The organism is Acetobacter suratthaniensis (assembly GCF_017377745.1).
Lineage (GTDB): Bacteria > Pseudomonadota > Alphaproteobacteria > Acetobacterales > Acetobacteraceae > Acetobacter > Acetobacter suratthaniensis.
On sequence record NZ_JAFVMG010000005.1, the window covers coordinates 99,718 to 118,172 of the forward strand.

18 protein-coding genes are annotated in these 18,455 nt (G+C 62.9%); 13 read left to right on the forward strand and 5 right to left on the reverse strand.

What is annotated here, in order from left to right; translation table 11 throughout:
- The first annotated feature begins 132 nt into the window (after positions 1–132).
- The 4 genes from pstC to phoU all read left to right on the forward strand — a co-directional run bounded on the left by pstC (position 133) and on the right by phoU (position 3,647).
- Positions 133–1,125, forward strand: coding sequence for a phosphate ABC transporter permease subunit PstC (gene pstC, locus J2D75_RS06945; protein ID WP_207854051.1), 993 nt, complete (start codon positions 133–135; stop codon positions 1,123–1,125).
- Positions 1,122–2,000 carry a phosphate ABC transporter permease PstA gene (pstA, locus tag J2D75_RS06950; RefSeq protein WP_207854052.1) on the forward strand — a complete coding sequence of 293 codons (879 nt, stop codon included), beginning with the start codon at positions 1,122–1,124 and terminating at the stop codon, positions 1,998–2,000. Before pstC ends, pstA begins: the two co-directional genes overlap by 4 nt.
- Before the next feature lie 158 nt (positions 2,001–2,158).
- Entirely contained in the window at positions 2,159–2,902 is a 744-nt protein-coding gene (gene pstB, locus J2D75_RS06955; protein WP_243428580.1) for a phosphate ABC transporter ATP-binding protein PstB, read from the forward strand.
- Between the two features lie 34 nt (positions 2,903–2,936).
- Positions 2,937–3,647, forward strand: coding sequence for a phosphate signaling complex protein PhoU (gene phoU, locus J2D75_RS06960; protein WP_207854053.1), 711 nt, complete (start codon positions 2,937–2,939; stop codon positions 3,645–3,647).
- Between the two features lie 101 nt (positions 3,648–3,748).
- Here phoU and J2D75_RS06965 read toward each other — a convergent pair whose 3' ends face one another.
- A complete protein-coding gene (locus J2D75_RS06965; RefSeq protein ID WP_207854054.1) occupies positions 3,749–4,465 on the reverse strand; it encodes an MgtC/SapB family protein in 717 nt (238 codons plus the stop codon).
- A 180-nt stretch (positions 4,466–4,645) separates the two neighbouring features.
- Positions 4,646–5,998, reverse strand: coding sequence for a hypothetical protein (locus J2D75_RS06970; protein WP_207854055.1), 1,353 nt, complete (start codon positions 5,996–5,998; stop codon positions 4,646–4,648).
- Between the two features lie 205 nt (positions 5,999–6,203).
- Here J2D75_RS06970 and rplM point away from each other — a divergent pair, with 205 nt between their 5' ends.
- Positions 6,204–6,680 carry a 50S ribosomal protein L13 gene (rplM, locus tag J2D75_RS06975; RefSeq protein WP_207854056.1) on the forward strand — a complete coding sequence of 159 codons (477 nt, stop codon included), beginning with the start codon at positions 6,204–6,206 and terminating at the stop codon, positions 6,678–6,680.
- A 5-nt stretch (positions 6,681–6,685) separates the two neighbouring features.
- Complete coding sequence (rpsI, locus tag J2D75_RS06980; RefSeq protein ID WP_207854057.1) at positions 6,686–7,174, forward strand: 30S ribosomal protein S9; 489 nt, start codon at positions 6,686–6,688, stop codon at positions 7,172–7,174.
- A gap of 186 nt (positions 7,175–7,360) precedes the next feature.
- On the opposite strand, the gene J2D75_RS06985 is transcribed toward rpsI, so the two are convergent.
- The 3 genes from J2D75_RS06985 to J2D75_RS06995 form a co-directional block, all read right to left on the reverse strand.
- The gene (locus J2D75_RS06985) at positions 7,361–8,944 is read right to left on the reverse strand and encodes a S10 family peptidase (protein ID WP_207854098.1); all 1,584 of its coding nucleotides are present in this window, start codon (positions 8,942–8,944) and stop codon (positions 7,361–7,363) included.
- Between the two features lie 194 nt (positions 8,945–9,138).
- Positions 9,139–11,052 carry a DEAD/DEAH box helicase gene (locus J2D75_RS06990; protein ID WP_207854058.1) on the reverse strand — a complete coding sequence of 638 codons (1,914 nt, stop codon included), beginning with the start codon at positions 11,050–11,052 and terminating at the stop codon, positions 9,139–9,141.
- A gap of 160 nt (positions 11,053–11,212) precedes the next feature.
- Positions 11,213–13,084, reverse strand: a complete 1,872-nt coding sequence (locus J2D75_RS06995) for a hypothetical protein (protein ID WP_243428570.1) — start codon at positions 13,082–13,084, stop codon at positions 11,213–11,215.
- 201 nt (positions 13,085–13,285) lie between these two features.
- On the opposite strand from J2D75_RS06995, the gene J2D75_RS07000 reads away from it, so the two are divergent.
- From J2D75_RS07000 to J2D75_RS07030, 7 genes are all read left to right on the forward strand, one after another.
- Positions 13,286–13,699, forward strand: coding sequence for a VOC family protein (locus J2D75_RS07000; protein WP_207854059.1), 414 nt, complete (start codon positions 13,286–13,288; stop codon positions 13,697–13,699).
- A gap of 66 nt (positions 13,700–13,765) precedes the next feature.
- The gene (gene dapF / locus J2D75_RS07005; protein WP_207854060.1) at positions 13,766–14,581 is read left to right on the forward strand and encodes a diaminopimelate epimerase; all 816 of its coding nucleotides are present in this window, start codon (positions 13,766–13,768) and stop codon (positions 14,579–14,581) included.
- Entirely contained in the window at positions 14,578–15,915 is a 1,338-nt protein-coding gene (gene mtaB / locus J2D75_RS07010) for a tRNA (N(6)-L-threonylcarbamoyladenosine(37)-C(2))-methylthiotransferase MtaB (protein ID WP_207854061.1), read from the forward strand. Before dapF ends, mtaB begins: the two co-directional genes overlap by 4 nt.
- 1 nt (position 15,916) lies before the next feature.
- Positions 15,917–16,864 carry a signal recognition particle-docking protein FtsY gene (ftsY, locus tag J2D75_RS07015; protein WP_207854062.1) on the forward strand — a complete coding sequence of 316 codons (948 nt, stop codon included), beginning with the start codon at positions 15,917–15,919 and terminating at the stop codon, positions 16,862–16,864.
- 157 nt (positions 16,865–17,021) lie between these two features.
- Positions 17,022–17,330: an AtpZ/AtpI family protein gene (locus J2D75_RS07020; protein WP_207854063.1), complete on the forward strand. Its 309-nt coding sequence runs from the start codon at positions 17,022–17,024 to the stop codon at positions 17,328–17,330.
- Between the two features lie 71 nt (positions 17,331–17,401).
- Positions 17,402–18,151, forward strand: a complete 750-nt coding sequence (locus J2D75_RS07025; protein ID WP_207854064.1) for a F0F1 ATP synthase subunit A — start codon at positions 17,402–17,404, stop codon at positions 18,149–18,151.
- A 55-nt stretch (positions 18,152–18,206) separates the two neighbouring features.
- Positions 18,207–18,431 carry an ATP synthase subunit C family protein gene (locus tag J2D75_RS07030; protein ID WP_003624142.1) on the forward strand — a complete coding sequence of 75 codons (225 nt, stop codon included), beginning with the start codon at positions 18,207–18,209 and terminating at the stop codon, positions 18,429–18,431.
- Positions 18,432–18,455: the final 24 nt, after the last annotated feature.

An 18,455-nucleotide genomic window follows, 5' to 3' on the forward strand; every position in this document is an offset into this window, starting at 1 on the left:
TGGCCCGCATGCTACAGTTTTATGATAAGCGGCGGTTTGCGTCATGGCGGCGGCTTCTGCCGGTTGCAGGAGCGCAGGGCGTTCAGTATTGCTCGGACTCAAGTCCGACAGAATGCTCGGAACGGAGTGAACATGGATATACCTGCAAGGCAAAACGCGCCTGCCAGCCCGGATCAGGCTGGCGCCGCACGGAGTGGGCGCCGTACGGCAGACCCTGCGTTCCGCCTGCTTGTGACCATAACCGGCATGGCTGTTCTGGTCGTGCTGGGGGCTATCATTGCCGTCATGGTCAACGGTGGGTGGCATGCTTTTGCCACTTTCGGGCCGGGGTTTCTGATTTCTGATGCCTGGAACCCGGTTACACAGCATTTCGGGGCGGCGGCCCCTGTTTTTGGCACGGTTGTCAGCAGTGCGCTGGCGCTGTTGCTGGCGGTGCCGCTGGCCTTTGGCACGGCGTTCTGGCTGACGGCGCTGGCCCCGCCCACGGTGGCTTCGGTCATTGGCATGGCGGTGCAGCTCCTCGCGGCGGTGCCCTCGATCATTTTCGGTATGTGGGGCTTTTTTGTGGTGGTGCCGGTTATCGCCCATTACGTACAGCCCTTCCTGCACCACACATTCGGCCATGTGCCGGTGCTGTCGGTGCTGGTGGCGGGTGCGCCGTTCGGCACCGGGCTGCTGACGGCGGGCTTTATCCTTGCCGTCATGATCACGCCTTCCATCACCGCCGTCATGCGCGATGTGTTTGCCTCCATGCCCGCCGTGCTGCGTGAGAGCGGCTACGGGCTTGGGGCCACCCGCTGGGAGGTCATGCGTAACGTGGTGCTGCCCTGGTCGCGCGAGGGGCTGGTAGGCGGTATCGTGCTGGGCATGGGCCGCGCCATGGGTGAGACCATGGCCGTCACCTTCGTGATTGGGGACAGCAACCATATCGGCTGGTCGCTTTTCGCGCCCGCCAATACCATTGCCTCGCTGATTGCGCTCGAATTTCCCGAAAGCCCCGCAGGTAGCCTCAAGCTGGCCTCGCTGCTGGCGCTCGGGGCTATTCTGATGGCGATTTCCTTCGTAACCCTCTGGTTCTCCCGCTGGCTGCTGTCACGGGGCGAAAACACGGGACGCCGGGCATGAGCACCACCTCTCCTTCTCTCATGCGGGCGGATCGCTCGCGCTCGCTGCTGGTGCGCCGCCAGTTATCCGACAGGCTGGCCACAGGGTTTGGCTGGGTGGCCATGGCCGTTGTGGTGTGGATGCTCGCCTCCATTTTGTGGACGCTGCTGCGTAATGGCCTGCCGGGCCTGAGCGTGCATCTGTTCACCCGCTCCATGGCCCCTCCCGGTCAGGATGGTGGTCTGGCCAACGCGATTGTGGGCGATATCCTGCAAACCGGTCTGGGTGTGCTGCTGGGTGCGCCCGCAGGCCTGCTGACGGGCATTTTCCTTGCGGAATACGGTGCCAACAGCAAGCTGGCGCGCATGGTGCGCTTTGTTTCGGACATGCTGCTGTCTGCGCCATCAATCCTGATCGGCCTGTTCATCTATATGATCATGGTGGCGCCGTTCGGGCATTTCTCGGGTTTCTCGGGTGGTGTGGCGCTGGCCATTCTGGCCATGCCTATCGTGGTGCGTACGACCGAGGACATGCTGCGCCTTGTGCCGGTTTCCATGCGTGAGGCGGGCATTGCGCTGGGTGCGCCCAAATGGCGGGTTATCCTGTTCATCTGCCTGCGCGCCGTGCGTGCCGGGGTCATGACCGGGGTTCTGCTGGCGGTGGCGCGTGTGGCGGGTGAAACCGCACCCCTGCTGTTTACCTCTCTTGGCAACTCCGAATGGTCTTTGGACATGTCGCGGCCCATGGCCAGCTTGCCGGTTGCGATCTACCAGTACGCTGGCTCGGCCTATCAGGACTGGATGCAGCAGGCCTGGAGCGGCGCGTTGCTGGTGACTTTCGGGGTTCTGATTATCAATATTGTTGTGCGGGTCGGAACCCGCGGAGGACGGACATGAATACAGGCGTCCAGGCCACGGGGGGCACGCAGGCTTCCCCCAACGGTTCTCAGGAGAGCACGCAGGCAGAGGCCCGCTTTGGTGGCACTGTCAGCCCTGTGCAGGCTTCGGCCACGCCCCTGACCGAGCAGGACGAGCATCTGGCGCGTCCTGCCGCGATGGAAGTGCGCGGACTGAACTTCTATTATGGCACGTCCCACGCGCTGCACGATATTTCCATCCGCTTTCCCGAGCGGAGCGTTACGGGCATGATCGGGCCTTCGGGCTGTGGCAAATCCACGCTGCTGCGTGTGCTCAACCGGATGTACGACCTGTATCCCGGTCAGCGCGCCACGGGCGAGGTGCTGTTCGATAACCAGAATATTCTCGCGCCGGGTGTAAACCTGAACGTGCTGCGCTCACGCGTGGGGATGGTGTTCCAGAAACCCACACCCTTTCCCATGTCGATTTACGACAACATTGCCTTTGGTATCCGCCTGCATGAGCGCGTCTCGCGTTCGGAAATGGATGGCCGGGTAGAGGACTCCCTGCGCCGCGTGGCCTTGTGGCCCGAAGTGCAGGACCGACTGAACAGCTCTGCCACCGCCCTGTCCGGTGGCCAGCAGCAGCGTCTGTGCATTGCACGTACTATTGCCGTGCGGCCTGAAGTCATTCTGCTTGATGAGCCGACCAGTGCGCTCGATCCGGTGTCCACCGCGCGTATCGAGGAGCTGCTCGATGAGCTTAAAGGTGAGTTCACCATCGCTATTGTGACGCATAACATGCAGCAGGCAGCGCGCTGCGCGGATCAGGTGGCCTTTTTCTATATGGGCCGTCTGGTGGAAGTGGACAGCACGCCGCGCATGTTCACCGCCCCGCGTGAAAAGCAGACGCAGGATTACATTACCGGCCGTTTTGGCTGATTTTCTGCCTCGGTCTTGATCAGGATACCGCATCATGGTGAACGAACCTACGCATACAGTAACCCGTTACGACCAAGAGCTTGAAAGCCTGCGCGGCATTGTGGCGCGCATGGGTGGGCTGGTTGAACGGCAGACCGCACAGGCCATTGCCGCTGTCGTGGACCAGAACGAGGAAGCCGCCCGCGAACCCCCGCGGCTTGATGCCGAGGTGGACCAGCTTGAGCGTGAAGCCGAGCAGCTTGCCATCCGTATTCTTGCCCTGCGCGCCCCTATGGCGGTTGACCTGCGCCAGATCGTGGCCGTGCTGAAAATGAGCGGCGATCTGGAGCGTATTGGCGATTACGCCTCGTCCATCGCCCGCCGTGCGCTCAAGGTCGAGCAGCTTGAAGGGGCACTGTCTTTTTCCGCTCTGCGGGCTATGGGCCGTCTTGTACAGGAAAACCTGCATAAAGCGGTGGAAGCCATGGTGGAAAACGACGCCACCCGTGCGAAGGAAGTCTGGAACGCGGATACCGAGGTGGATGAAATCTACACCTCCATGTTCCGTGAACTGGTAACATACATGATGGAAGACCCCCGCAATATCGGGCCGTGTATCCATCTGCTGTTCATGGCCAAGAATCTGGAGCGGATCGGCGATCACGCCACCAATATTGCCGAGCGGATTTACTACGCCGTAACCGGTGACATGCTGCCTGCGGAACGTCCGCGCGGGGGCGACGCCGCCAAGGCCATTCCGGGCTGAAACCCGGAGCACAATCCGGTAGCCCAACCAGAACGGGGCGCGCTGTCATGGCGCGCCCCGTTCTGTTTATTGATTGTGCGGCGCGAGAGATACGGGGGCTTTCAGTTCTCGCCGTTGAGATACCAGCTTACTGACAGGATCGCGGATTTTGCGGCGAGAATGCTGGCGATCCTGTGCAGTGTGTCTGGGTCGTGTTCGCCCGGCAGGAGCGCAAAGCTGACGCGGGTTGTGCTGTCAGAGGTTTTCAGCACCGTCATGCGGCGGATCGTATAACCAGAATCGGACAGGGCATCCTCGGCATCGGCCAGAGCTTCGCCCGTGGCATCGGAACGGATTTCGAGATCAAGCGCATAGGTGGCTTCGATCGCCTCGCTCCTGACAGGCAGGCTGTCTACGGCGCGTACCAGCGGGCGCAGCATTGTGTTGCCTGCAATCACAAAAAAGGTCAGCAGCGTGCCTTCGGCCAGCATATCGCTGCCGCAGCATGCCCCGACAGCAGCCGAGCACCACAGCGTGGCCGCCGTGTTCATGCCCCGCACACTCACGCCTTCCTTGATAATGGCCCCGGCCCCCAGAAAGCCGATTCCCGAGACCACATAGGCAATCACCCGCAGGGATTCGACATCCCCCGCCAGCCTTTGCGCCAGATCCACAAAGGCGGCCCCACCCAGCGCCACCAGAGCATTGGTGCGGATACCCGCCGTGCGCTGGCGGTACTGGCGTTCCGCTCCGATCAGCACGCCAAAAACAAAAGCCGAGAGCAGGCTGGCTGCACTGTCGCCAAAGCTGTGAAGGTCAAAAGTATGGACGAACCGCATGAAAAATCCTTTTCGGGCAATACGCGCGAAAGGTCAGGACAACCCTGCGGGGGTGCCCTGTGCCAGAAGGGATAGGGGCTGACCTGTCTTGTCTGGCCAGCGCCGGGCAGGCCGGACGGTCTGCGCGGGCACTGTGGGCGGGGGGTTCGTTCTCTGTAAAGTGACGTTTTTGCTGCGCCGTCAGGGCGTTTTGACGTGCAGGCCCAGTTGCTGGTTGACCTGCGGTATGGCGCCCAGTGTCGCAAGCCCGGCCAGCACGGCCACGAGTGGCTGCGGCTGGGGTGGTTGCAGGACAAGATGGAGCGGTTTTACACCCGGATGCGCCAGAAACCCGACAATGGCGCGGCCTTCAGGCGTGCCGGGCTGCTGGGTGGCCAGCGTGTTCAGCAGCATGGCGGGGCTCATGCCGCGTGCCTGCCCGATGGCCTGAAGGGCGCGGGGTACCATACCGTGATCGAGATAGGTCAGATCCAGCGCGATAACCGGCATATCCGGGCGGGGGGCAGAGAGCAGCGGGGCGGAACCGGCGCGTGCGAATGTGCCGTTCATGTGCAGGCGGCCCATATCGGGGGCATCCAGCGCCAGTTCTTCAACATGCAGGGTATTGGTTTGCAGGTCGCGGGTTTCGTTCAGTACCAACCCACCGGCAAAATGCGAATAGCCCAGTGTCGGCAGCCAGCCCAGATTGGGGGCATCGGGCCAGAGTTCCAGCCCGCGGATGCTGATAACATCCTGTTCCGTGCTGTCGGTGCGGTTGGTATGGGCCAGAACCCGGCCTGCGCGCATCAGGGGGGCTGTGGTGGCAATGTCCAGATTGGTGATGTTGATGTCATGCCCACCGGGGCGGGGCAGGTAGGGGGCTCCGGTTGCGAGGCTGGTATAAAAGCCGGACAGATCCATGCCGTCCACGCTTACAGCCTGTGCGTGCAGGTGGCGCTGGCCACCGCCCGGCCCGGCATCGGGGGGCGAATCGGTATTGAGTGCGAGGTCACGCGTTTCCAGGCGGGAGGCCAGACCATCGCCAAAATTATCCAGTGTCGCATCCGATGCCGCAAGGTCTGTCTGCACGGGGCTGACAAAGGCGCGCAGGCGCACGGCATGGGCATGGCCGATACCCAGTGTCTGTGCCGTATCGCCCGGTGCATCGGCATGGATGGGCAGGGTCAGGTCTTCAATATCGAGCTGGTCCATCTGTAGGCTGATGGCCGGGTCGGTCAGTTGAAAGCCATGAAAGGACAGCCGCCCGATCTGGGTTATGTCGCCGTCGCTCTGGCCGGGGCGTTCGAGTTCGGCCCTGTCAGCGGTGATGGTTTCCGGCCCTTGCCGCAGGGTCAGGTTTGTAAAGTTGACGCTGCGGCCAAGGATACCGGGCTTTGCCGTGGCAAAGGTAAAACTGGCATCCGGCCCGAGTGCCTGCCTGAAATGGTCTATGCTGGTTTCCAGCATGACGTGTTCGGCATGCCGTGTGGCAAACCAGCCCACGCTGCCCAGTATGGCGGCGCCGCCAGCCATAAGAAGAAGATGTTTCTTCACGTGGGAACGTCCTGACAGTTCTAGCTCAGGCGGCAAGTTCTAGCCCTGATGGGGGCAGGGGGCAAGTCGGCGCACGGTAACATGTTACCTTGTAAAAAATGCCTGAAAATAACGCGCCTGACGCAAAAATACTTGACGCGCACCCCGCGCCGCTCCCATAAGGCACCACCAAATTGCGTAACTGTCCAAATATGGAATCAGTCCCATGAAGACCACCCTCTCGCTGAAGCCCGCGGAGGTGACGAAGAACTGGATCCTGATCGATGCCGAAGGCCTCGCTCTGGGTCGTCTTGCCGTCATCATCGCACAGCGCCTGCGCGGCAAGCACAAGCCCCAGTTCACCCCGCATGTTGATTGCGGCGACCACGTTGTCGTCATCAACGCGGAAAAGGTTGCCCTGAGCGGCCGCAAGGCTGAGCAGAAGCTGTTCCACTACCACACCGGCTATCCGGGCGGCATCAAGACCCGCACCGTGCGCCAGCGCCTGACGGGCAAGCACCCCGGCCATCTGGTCGAAAAGGCTGTCGAGCGCATGATTACCCGCGGGCCGCTCCAGCGCCAGCAGATGCGCAGCCTGCATGTCTATGCCGGCACCGAGCACCCGCATGGTGGCCAGACTCCGCAGGTTCTGGATGTTGCGGCGCTGAACCGCAAGAACGTCGTTAACGCTCAGAAAGGCTGAGTCTTATGTCTGAAACTCAGGAACGTACAGGCACGCTGGCCGATCTGAAGACCGTAGCTCCGGTGGCGGTTTCCGGTGGGCCGGTTTACGAAGTCAAGCGCGATGCCCAGGGCCGCTCTTATGCTACGGGTCGCCGTAAGGACGCGGTTGCCCGCGTGTGGATCAAGCCCGGCAAAGGCGAGATCACGGTTAACGGTCGTCCGGTTGTGCAGTATTTCGCGCGCCCCGTGCTGCGCATGCTGCTGACCCAGCCCTTCCTCGTGTCCGACCGCTACAACCAGTTTGACGTGGTCTGCACGGTTACCGGTGGTGGTCTGTCCGGTCAGGCTGGTGCGGTTCGTCACGGTATCAGCCGCGCGCTGACCAACTACGAACCCGAACTGCGCAGCATCCTTAAGGCTGCTGGCTTCCTGACCCGCGATTCGCGTCAGGTTGAACGTAAGAAATACGGTCGCGCCAAGGCTCGTCGTTCCTTCCAGTTCAGCAAGCGCTGAGTCTGGCGGGGCCGTATGGCCCCGTGGAACGGCTGCCAGAAGCAGATCGTTTTCGCAGAGATCAAAAAAGGCGGATGGCCAATGGCCCATCCGCCTTTTTTGTTGTTCGGAGCATGGGCTTGCCTGCGGGCTTATGCCCAAGCTCCTCACCGGCGGCACTGGTGCGCGCCGGTGGGGCGTGTGGTTTCAGGGGGTCAGGAAAGCCCTAACATCGCGCGAGAGAGCGGTGCGGCTGTCCGCGCGGGTATAGAGCATGTGCCCACCCGCATAGGTATGCAGGCCAATCCGGTTGCGGCCTACAGGCATCTGCTCAGCCACCCAGCGGGATGAGGCATACGGGCACACCAGATCGTAATAGCCGTTGGCAATAAACACCCGCAGCGTTGGGTTAAGTGCCAGCAGGCGGCGCAGGGTAGGGATGGGGCGCACCAGCGGCTCCTGCCCGTCACGGTAATCCCATGCGGCATTTACCTTCAGGTTCAGCAGGTCGTAGCTGAGCGGGGTGCGGAAGTTGAGCGTTGTGGCCGCGTAATGCTCCATGGCGCTGCCATAGGCGCGGGTAAAGCCATCCAGTGCGGGGTCGGGGCTGGCGCCGTTATCCACACCTTCGGGGAACGGGTCGGCAATAGACAGGGTCGCGTCATAAAGTGAGTACAGCCGTCCATCGCGGCTACGCACGTCATGCGCTTCGGGCTGGATTCGGCCACGTTCACGCTCCACCACGTCATGCGGCAGGCCGGTATGGGCGGTAACGCTGTCGTAAAAATCCGAGCGGGCCTCGCCCTGCGGGGGGGCTGCAATCAGCGTGCTGGCATAAGGGCCTAGGGCATAGGCATAGGCGTTTTCGAGGTGCGAGGCCGTGTTTTCGGGCGTCAGTTTATGCTGAAGCGACAGGCTGGCCATCTCAAGCGAGGGCAGCACAAAAGTCTGTGCCAGCGTGTCGTTGGCGGTGTCCAGCAGGGTCATGTCCAGTGCGGGCGAGATCATGATAATCCCGTTCACCAGAAAATTCTGCTCCTGCGCCAGCGCATCCGCCACTTCAATGGCGCGGATCCCGCCATAACTTTCCCCTACGAGGTAGCGCGGGGCTTCAAGGCGTCCGTTGCTGCTGGCCCAGAGCTGGATGGCCTTGGCAAAAGCGCTGGCATCTTTTTTGACGCCATAGAAGGTTTCCGCTGCATGGGCGGGGTCTGTTGGGGTGGACCAGCCGGTGCCCGGCGCGTCGATAAAGACGAGATCGGCTGCGGCAAGCCAGCTATCGGGGTTGGGTTGCAGCTTGGCGCTGGCGCCATCGGCCGGGTTGCCCGCCGGGAAAGCCAGAATATCCGGCCCGGCGGCACCCAGATGCAGATAGGCCGTGGCCGCACCCGGCCCGCCATTGAAAAAATAGGCCACCGGGCGATGATCCGGGGCGGCGTCATCCTGCGTATAAGCGGTGTAGAACACCCGCGCAGTGGGTTTGCCGCTATCGTCGCGCAGGGTCAGTGTGCCTGCATGGGCGGTATAGGCAATCTTGTGGCCATCGAACTGGCCGGTATGGCGGGTGGTGGAGTCGGCAGGCAGCAGGGCTGCGGCATTGGTAAAATTGTCCGCATCGCTTTTTTCGGTGCTGTCATGTGGTTTTACACTAACGGCCGGGGTGGCTGGTGCGGCTGGTAGGGCCGCAGGGGAAGGCCCTGCCCAGGCTTGGCCTGTCAGCCCGCCCAATGCCCCGCTGGCCTGCAAGGCCGTGCCGCATAGCAGCAGGGCCGCAGCCACCACAGGGCGCATGCGGGCAGGCCGTGGCAGGCACGCCCATACCCGGTGCCGTGCCTGTGGCGCAGCGGTATGGCGGAGCGTTTTTGCGGGGGCAGGGTGGGTCATGACAGGCTCTTTCCTCCACTGGCGCCGTCACTGGCCATGGGTGGGCGCCTGTTTGTCAGAAAACGGCCCGCAGGAGAGTGTCCTGCGGGCCGTGAGTAAAATCAGGGAGACTTGCGCTTGCGTGAGGACGGGCCTTTTGAAGGCTTGCCAGCGGCGCGGGGCTTTGAGGGCTTGCGCTCACCTCCCTCGGCGCCGCCGCGTTCGGCGTTGCCCCATGGGGCTTCTTCACGCTTGCGTTCGAAACCACGGTTGGGGCCGCGCGGGGGACGGCCACCTGCGCCGCCACGACCGCCACCACCACCATGCGATCCACCGCCGCCAGCGGGGGCACGTGCGGGTTCGATGCTGATTTCATCCGGGTCGGTAGCGGAGGCGCAGCTTGCAAAGCGCTCAGCCTTGTCCTGTGCGATTTCCACCAGCGTATGATCGCCTGCGATGCGGATCGCACCAATATCCTGCTTGCGGATACCGCCCAGCTTGCACAGCATCGGCACCAGCCACTTGGGGTCGGCCCGGTCAGCCCGGCCAACAGACAGGCGGAACCAGCTTCCCTGCATGGCGGGGCCACGCTCGCGCGGGGTGCGCTCGCCGCGCTCAAACCCGGCATCGTCGCGGGCCGGGCGGGTGCGGGGGGTATCGGGCGTAATCACCCGCACAGGCATGGGTTCGGGCAGGCTTTTCTGCCACAGTCCGACCAGCGCTTGCGCCAGTTGCTCCGGCGCGTGGGTGGCGACCAGACGATCAACCAGCGGCAGAGACGGGTCGTGGCGGGGTGCGGGCGTTGCGGCCTCGTCCGTCACGGCGGCTTCATCGTCCGGGGTCTGGTCTTTGGGGGTGGTATTGAGGAACGGCGCGTTCAGCAGGCGCTCGGCATCGGCCTGATTAATGGCGGCGCGATCAGGCACCCCGGCCCAGTCTGCTTCCACTTTCGCGGCTTGCAGCAGGCGTTCGGCCATGCGCTTGCGTGCGGGCGGCACCAGCAGCACACAGGTGCCTTTGCGGCCCGCACGGCCCGTGCGGCCCGAGCGGTGCAGCAGGGTGGCCGGGCTGGACGGCAGGCTGGCATGGATAACAAGCCCGAGTTCGGGAATGTCGATACCACGGGCGGCCACGTCGGTTGCCACGCAGACGCGGGCCTGACCGTGGCGCAGGCTTTCAATGGCGCGGCTGCGTTCGTTCTGGCCCAGATCGCCCGAAATGGCCACGGAGGAAAAGCCGCGCTCGGTCAGAATCGCCTGCAACTGGCGCACCGCTTCACGCGTGTGGCAGAACACGATGGCCGTGCGGGCTTCTTCAAGGCGCAGCACGTTCACCACTGCCGCCGCCATATCGGGCTGGTTGGCCAGCACGGCGCGGTAGGTGATGTCGCTATGGGGTGCGTTGCCGCCCATCGTGTCCAGACGCAGGGCATCGTTCTGGTAGCGGCGGGCAAGAGCTACGATTTCGCGTGCGATGGTGGCGGAAAACAGCAGCGTGCGGCGAGTTTTTGGCGCGGCATCGAGCAGGGTTTCCAGCTCTTCGCGAAAGCCCAGATCAAGCATTTCGTCGGCTTCGTCCAGCACGACGGCGCGCAGTTCGCTCAGATCAAGGTTGCCACGGCGCAGATGGTCGCACAGGCGGCCAGGTGTCCCCACCACAATGTGGCAGCCCCGGGCCAGTGCGCTGGCCTCGCGCCGGGGTTCCATGCCCCCTACGCAAGAGACGATACGCGCACCGGTTTCGGCGTACAGCCATTCCAGTTCGTTCTTGACCTGCAGGGCCAGTTCACGCGTGGGGGCAATCACCAGCGCGAGCGGCGTGGGGGCGGGGGGGCAGCGCTCTGCCCCGGCCAGCAGGGTATCCGCCAGCGCCAGGCCGAACGCTACCGTCTTGCCCGAGCCGGTGCGGGCCGACACGAGCAGGTCACGCCCCAGCGCCTCCGGGGCCACAACGGCGGCCTGCACGGGGGTGGGGGCTTCAAACCCGCGCGCCGACAGGGCACGTGCTAGTGGGGCGGGAGCGTTCTGAAAGGGCATTCGTTAAGTCCAGGCAACAGCAGAAGAACAAGGCCATTATAGCCTCTGGCCTTGAAAGACCAGCATCTTGTCTCTCTTCATGCTTTTTCAGTGAAGCCTGTGTTGCGCCCGTGCAAGGCCCGCGGGGGGTAAGCGGGCGAACACGGGCGGCAATAAAGTCTTATTGGAAAGGCAGGTAGCGGAAATCCATGAACACTTCGCTCAGGCTTGTGTTGGGTGCGCCGCCATTGCCGCTCCAGGCATTTACACGCGAGTAGGCAAGCTGAAGGCCGCCCTGTACGGTGCCGTATTTGCCTTTGAAGAAGCGGTACCACGCCCCTGCGGTGGCTTCCATCACGCTGTGGATGTTGGCCGTGCAGTCGGTGGACAGTTCAACACTACAGCCAAAGGTATTGTAGTTGGGGTTGCCGTAGCCGTAGTTTTTGCCGCCGCTGCTGAAATAGCTGCGGCCAGAGGACTGGTAGCCAAAGAAACCATATACATCGAGCCGTGGCGTGGGGTGCGCTACAATGCCGCCTGTGGCCTGCACCGACAGCAGCGGAGAGGGCGCACCATTGGCGTTAAGTGTTGCATCCGGCAGCAGAACCGAGCCGTAGCGGCCAATACCGTAGCCAGCAAGACCGTTCAGGCGCACTTCCAGCTTGTGGGGAATGACGGGCAGGATCATGGAGCCACCGCCGCCCCCGGCAACGGCGGTGTTGTTATGGCCGCCGCCCGGCGTGGAAACGCGATCATGCGGGAAGTGCAGGATGCCCTCCACTTCGTAATGGCCCCAGTGCGGGTCCCATGCGAGCTTGCCGATGATGTCGGGCGCGATTTCGTTCGAGAACAGGGCCGGGTTGGTCAGGCCCGTGCCGTTGTAACCCACTGTCACGGTCTGCCCGCCCGGCATGCAGACCTGACCGCTGCCCTGATTGGTTACGCAGCCCGTGCCGTCAAAGCTGCTGGTGTTGTACAGGGTTGCGGAGTTTTCGATCGAAAGACCCGCCCACAGCCGGTGGCTGAGGAAGTCCTTGACGAAACGGAACTGCAACTGCCGCGCCCATGTCTGGCCCGCCAGCATGGAGGATTCAATGGTTTCGGGCAGGCTTTCCTGGCGTGGCGTAATGCCGACACGACCGGGTGTGAGCATGCTCCACGCCTGACCGGCCAGAAAGTGGAAATTATATTCGCTGTTATCATAGGCCAGATAGGCCTGGCGCATACGCAGCGCGTAGCTATTGCTCTCATACGCATCGGTGGTGGAAGCGCCCGCGCCAAAATCCATTTCGAAAAAGCCCGAAATGGTGGAATGGGCGTCCACATTGCCACGAGCCATGAGCGAAATGCGGCTGTAGCGCGCGCTGCCTTCGAAATTATTCGTGTGGTAGCGCGACTGGTTCTGGAAGGGGATATCCTGCCAGAAGTTGAAGGTGCCGGTTGCGGTGTGGCGGTTTTCTTCCACCGCCGCCGCATCCAGAAAGCCACCGAGAATAAGGGTGACAGGCCCCATATGGAACACGCCGTGGTCGCCCAGAGCGCCAGCGGCCTGCGCGCCCGCTGTTTCACGCGAGTGGGGGCCAACGTTGTTTTCCGCCAGACGCGAGACAACGTCTTCCGCCCTGTGGCCGATAACGGATTCGACCTCAGGCACATCACGCGCACCGGAGAAGACGGGCTGCGCATCCGGGCCGGATGCGTAGCGGTGGTGGCTGACAGCCGGTTCCGGTGCGGCCAGCCCGATCCCGTCGGAGGTATCCGCAACACCTGAAATACCCTGTAGGGCGGCGTGGTGTGCTGCCGCGCCGCTTGCGGCATGGGCGGCATGGCTTGTGCCGCCGGTAGCCGCGCGGTGGGCTGCAATCTGCTGCTGCACCGAAACCAGCGCCTTTTGGAGTGCGCGCTGCTGCGCCTGAATATTGGCGATCTGTTCTTCCAGCGCGTCCAGATCAGCCGCATGGGCTTGCCCCGTCAGGCCGGGCAGGGCGCTCAGCGCGGGCGCTGTTGCCAGAACCGTCCCTGCGAACAGGCCGATTTTCACAAACAGGGTCATGGAGGGCGACTGAGGACTTAAAGGGCGCATTCGCTCGGTGTTTCAAGTATTGGGGTGGCGGAACTTAATAGTGAGTTTGAACCATTTTCGCGGGCGGCTCGTAAAGGGAAAGCTCCTTAAAAAATAATTTCAGCACTTGGGGTTATGCTTTAAGGACACGAAAAGGTTTAATATTTCGCTTACGGGGGAAGGATATCAATCATGGCACGGCTCATCCACAGCATGCTGCGTGTTCTGGAAGAAGAACGGTCAGTTCGTTTTTATAGAGAAACATTAGGCCTGCATGTGGTCGAAAAACTGGTCTTTGACAGCTTCACGCTGGTGTACATGGCGGGCGAGGGCGGCCCCTTCGAGCTGGAACTGACCATCAATCACGACCGTACCGAGCCATATGATCTGGGTACGGCTTATGGGCATCTGGCGGTCAGCGTGGCTGATGCACGAGCCGAACATGAGCGCCTGAGTGCGGCTGGCCACCCGGTGACACCGGTCAAGACCATGACACATGGCGGCGGCGAAAACCCGCGCGTGGTGGGGGTGTTCTTTTTCCTGACAGACCCCGATGGCTACCGGATCGAGGTGCTTGAGCGGGGTGAGCCGGGCCGCTTTGCCTGAGCCTTTCGCGTAACGCCCTGCACGCGGGCATGGTGCTGGCGTGCAAATTCGCTTATATCTGCGCCCATGCTGACAGCCTTCCATAAAATGCACGGGCTCGGGAATGACTTTGTCATTCTCGATGAGCGCCCCGCCCCCCTGCCGCTGACTCCCGCCCGCGTGGCGGCGCTGGCGCATCGCAGGCGCGGCATCGGGTGCGACCAGCTTGTAACACTGGCTCCGCCCACCCTGCCGGGGGCGGATGTGTTCGTGCGCTTTTTCAACCCCGATGGTTCAGAGGCCGGTGCCTGCGGCAATGCCTCACGCTGTGTGGCGGATCTGCTGCACCGCCAGCAGGGGCTGGCAGCCCCCGTGCTCCAGACCCGCGCGGGCCTGCTGCCCGCCACGGTGGATACGGCTACAGGGCTGGTGACGGTGGATATGGGCGAACCCCGTCTGGACTGGCAGGCCGTGCCGCTGGCAAAGGCTGTGGATACGCTCAGCCTGCCCCTGCCGGGCGCACCGGCGGCCCTGTCCATGGGCAACCCGCATGCGACCTTTTTTGTCGAGGATTTCAGCCTGCTCGATCAGGGTGCCGCCCTAGAGCATGATCCGCTTTTTCCCGAGCGGGCCAATATCGGGCTGGCCATCATGCTCGCTCCTGACCGCATGCGCCTGAAAGTGCATGAGCGGGGCGCGGGTGTAACCGAGGCCTGTGGCTCGGGTGCCTGTGCGGCGGTGGTCAATGCCGCCCGGCGCGGGCTTGGCGCGCGCCTGTGCACAGTGGAGCTTGATGGCGGCGTGCTGCGCATAGAATGGGCCGCCAACAACCATGTGCTAATGACCGGCACGGCCACGGCCAGTTTTGAAGGGGTGGTCGATCTGGCCGCTTACGCGTCATGACCCAGATTCCCGATTCGGCACCCGCTGAAAACCCGGTCGAGGGTGCCGGGCCTGTGGCCGAGAACGCCGCCGCCGGGCCGGAAATCCTGACCTTCGGCTGCCGCCTGAATACATGGGAAAGCGAAGTCATGCGTACCCATGCCCAAGGGCTGGGCGAGACGGCGGATGGCGGGAACGATGTGATTATCGTCAATACCTGCGCGGTTACGGGCGAGGCCGAGCGGCAGGCACGTCAGGCCATCCGGCGTGCGCACCGTCGTAACCCCGAGGCGCGTATTGTCGTAACCGGCTGCGCGGCCCAGATCGATCCTGATCGCTGGGCGGCTCTGCCGGGCGTGACCCGCGTTCTGGGGAACGAGGAAAAACTCAAGGCGGAAAGCTGGTCGCCCGCCGCCATGGCGGAGCCGCGCGCGGTGTCCGACATTATGGCCGCGCGCGAGACAGCGGCGCATCTGGTAACGGAATTTGCCGGGCGCACGCGCGCTTTCGTGCAGGTGCAGCAGGGGTGCGACCATCGCTGCACGTTCTGCATCATTCCCTTCGGGCGTGGGCCATCGCGCTCGGTGCCGGTGGGGGCGGTGGTGGAGCAGGTGCGCGCTCTCGTGCGCTCGGGCTACCGCGAGGTGGTGCTGACCGGCGTGGACATGACCTCATGGGGGGCTGACCTGCCGGGGCGGCCCGCTCTGGGGCAGCTTTGCCGCCGGGTGCTGCGGCTGGTGCCCGAGCTTGAGCGCCTGCGCCTGTCCTCGGTTGACCCGGTGGAGATTGACGAGGACGTCTGGCAGCTTCTGGAACTGGAGCCGCGTTTCATGCCGTATCTGCATCTGTCGCTACAGGCCGGGTCGGATATGATTCTCAAGCGTATGAAGCGCCGCCATCTGGCGCAGGATGCAGCGGCGGTTGTAGCCCGTGCGCGCCGCCTGCGGCCCGATATCGGGATCGGGGCGGACGTGATCGCGGGTTTCCCGACCGAGGACGAGACCCTGTTTGAAGAAACGCGGCAGTTTCTGGCTGAGCAGGCGCTGCCCTACCTGCATGTATTTCCCTATAGCGAGCGGCCGGGCACGCCTGCGGCCCGTATGCGGGCTGTGCCGGTGCCTGAGCGCCGCGCCCGCGCTGCTATCCTGCGCGATGTGGGAGCGCAGGCTGCGGCCCGCTACCATGCCGGGCTGCTGGGGCAGCCTCTGCGCGTGCTGATGGAAACCCCCACCACAGGGCATAGCGAACAGTTCGCGCCTGTGCGGTTGGCCCAAGGTGAGGCCAGCGTGGGAGAGATTGTGACCCTCATGCCCGTGGCGGTGGACGGCGTGGGGCTGGTGGCCGAAAGGATCTGAGATGGCGCTTGGTTTTTTCTCTCGTCTCAAACAGGGGCTTTCGCGCTCCACCCAGAAGCTGGGCGGCGGGCTAAGCGGCCTGTTTACGCGCCGCAAGCTGGATGACGCGGCGCTGGAAGAGCTGGAAGAGCTGCTGATTACGGCGGATCTTGGCCCGGCGGTGGCGGAGCGGGTGATTGAGTCCTTCCGTGCCAGCCGTTTTGGCGCGGAAGTGACGGATGAGGAAATCCGCACCACGCTGGCGGATGAAATAGCCCGGATTCTCGAACCCGTGGCCAAACCGTTCGAGCCTGACCCTGCCCACCGCCCGCATGTGGTGCTGGTTGTCGGGGTGAACGGTGTGGGTAAAACCACAACCATCGGCAAAATGGCGCGTTTCTTTACCGATCAGGGCCGCAAGGTCATGCTGGTTGCGGGCGATACGTTCCGTGCTGCGGCGGTGGAGCAGTTGCAGGTCTGGGGCCAGCGCACGGGCTGTCCTGTCATGGCCGGGCCGCCGGGAGCCGATGCCGCAGGGCTGGCGTTCGAGGGGCTGCAACGCGCCACAACGGAAGGGGCGGACCTGTTGTTTGTGGATACGGCGGGGCGGCTGCACAACAAAAGCGCGCTGATGGAAGAGTTGGCCAAGATTATCCGCGTCATGCGTAAGTTCGATGAAACGGCCCCCCATTCCGTGCTGCTGGTGCTCGATGCCACCACAGGGCAGAACGCGGTGGAGCAGGTGCGGGTGTTTCGCGAACTTGTGAATGTGACCGGTCTTGTGGTGACCAAGCTCGACGGCTCGGCCCGTGGCGGCATTGTTGTGGCGCTGGCCGATACGTTCGGCCTGCCGGTGCATGCCGTGGGTGTGGGCGAGCAGGCGGAGGATCTGCGCCCGTTCGAGGCGGCAGATTACGCGCGTGGTCTGGTGGGCGTGCTGCCTGCTGCGGCGGAAAACACGGCGGAATAAGCGGCTGCGGCGCATGGTGCGCCCGTGGCGGAAATGACGCGGAATGCGGCGTAGTCGGGGATAAGGCAATATTTTGGTGTTCTGGTCTGTCATGCTTTCTTGACAGGATATGCCCGCCCCGTTAGCAAGCGCCTGCACCCCTTGGGAGGTGCGGAGAATGAATGGGAAAAAAGACGATTCCTTTTCCAGTCGGCTGAATGCGGCAGAACGCCGCAACGGCTTGGTGGTGGAGGAAAAAACAGCGGATCAGGTTGCCCTTGAAGGGGCAGACAAGGCCCTGTCCTCGCTAGCCCTGCGGGCTGGCACCGAAATGCTCTCGGCGCTTGTCGTGGGGGTTGCGATCGGGTGGGGGCTGGATCACTGGCTTGGAACGCGTGCGGTTTTTCTTGTCATCTTCGCCCTGCTTGGCGGTGGTGCAGGCGTACTCAATGTCTGGCGGCTTGTCAGGCCGATGGACAGAACATAGGAAGCTGAAGGCCCGGTATCAGCCATGCGCGTGGGCGCGGGGGATTCGGGGCCGGGTTTGGGAGAGCGGTTGTGGCGGGCGGTTCCAGCATCAACGTACTTGAGCAGTTTGAGCTTCATCCCATTCTCGGGAGTCTGGGCGAAGCACTGCGTCTGAGCCAGTCTCCGATTTACATGGTGGTGGCGGTCTGTCTGGTTCTGGCATTCCTGTATCTGGGCATGAAGCCTGCTGCTGTGGTTCCCGGTCGCCTGCAGGCGGCGGCGGAAGTGTGCTACGAGTTTATCCACACCATGGCGGTTGATACGATCGGCGCCGAAGGGGCAGCGTTCTTCCCCTTCGTGTTTACGCTGTTCTTCTTCATTCTGGCGGGTAACTACATCGGGCTTCTGCCTTTCTCCTTCACCTTCACCAGCCATATTGCGGTTACGTTTGCACTGGCGCTGATGGTGTTCGTGCTGAGCGTGGTGGTGTCGCTCAAGTCGCAGGGGCTGCGTTTCTTCGCGCACTTCATGCCCGATGGTGCCAGCCCGTTCCTTGCGCCGCTGCTGATTCCGATCGAAATCCTGTCCTTTCTGTCCCGTCCGGTGAGCCTGTCCATCCGACTGTTCGCCAATATGGTGGCGGGGCATGTCATGTTCGATATTTTCGCAAGCTTCGTTATCATGCTCGCCAGCTTTGGCGTGGTGGGTGACGTGTTCGCGATTGGGCCTATCGCCATTAACGTGGCGCTCATGGCTCTTGAGTTGCTTGTCGGTGTGTTGCAGGCCTATGTGTTTGCCATTCTGACGTGCATCTACCTGCGGGAGGCCGTGGCTCACTGAGGAGCTGCTTTGCCCGTTTCTTTTCAAACTGTCTTGCAACAAGGAAGTGACTGATATGGACATCGCTGCAGCCCGGGAAATCGGTGCAGGTATCGCCGTGATCGCCCTCGCCGGCGTTGGTATCGGCCTCGGCAACATCTTTTCAACGCTGGTCAGCAGCATCGCGCGCAACCCCGCTTCGCGCCCGCATGTGTTCGGCCTGGGCATGCTCGGCTTCGCGCTGACGGAAGCTATCGCTCTGTTCGCGCTGCTGATCGCATTCCTGATCCTCTTCGTCTGAGATAGATCAGTACTTAGGGAGGAG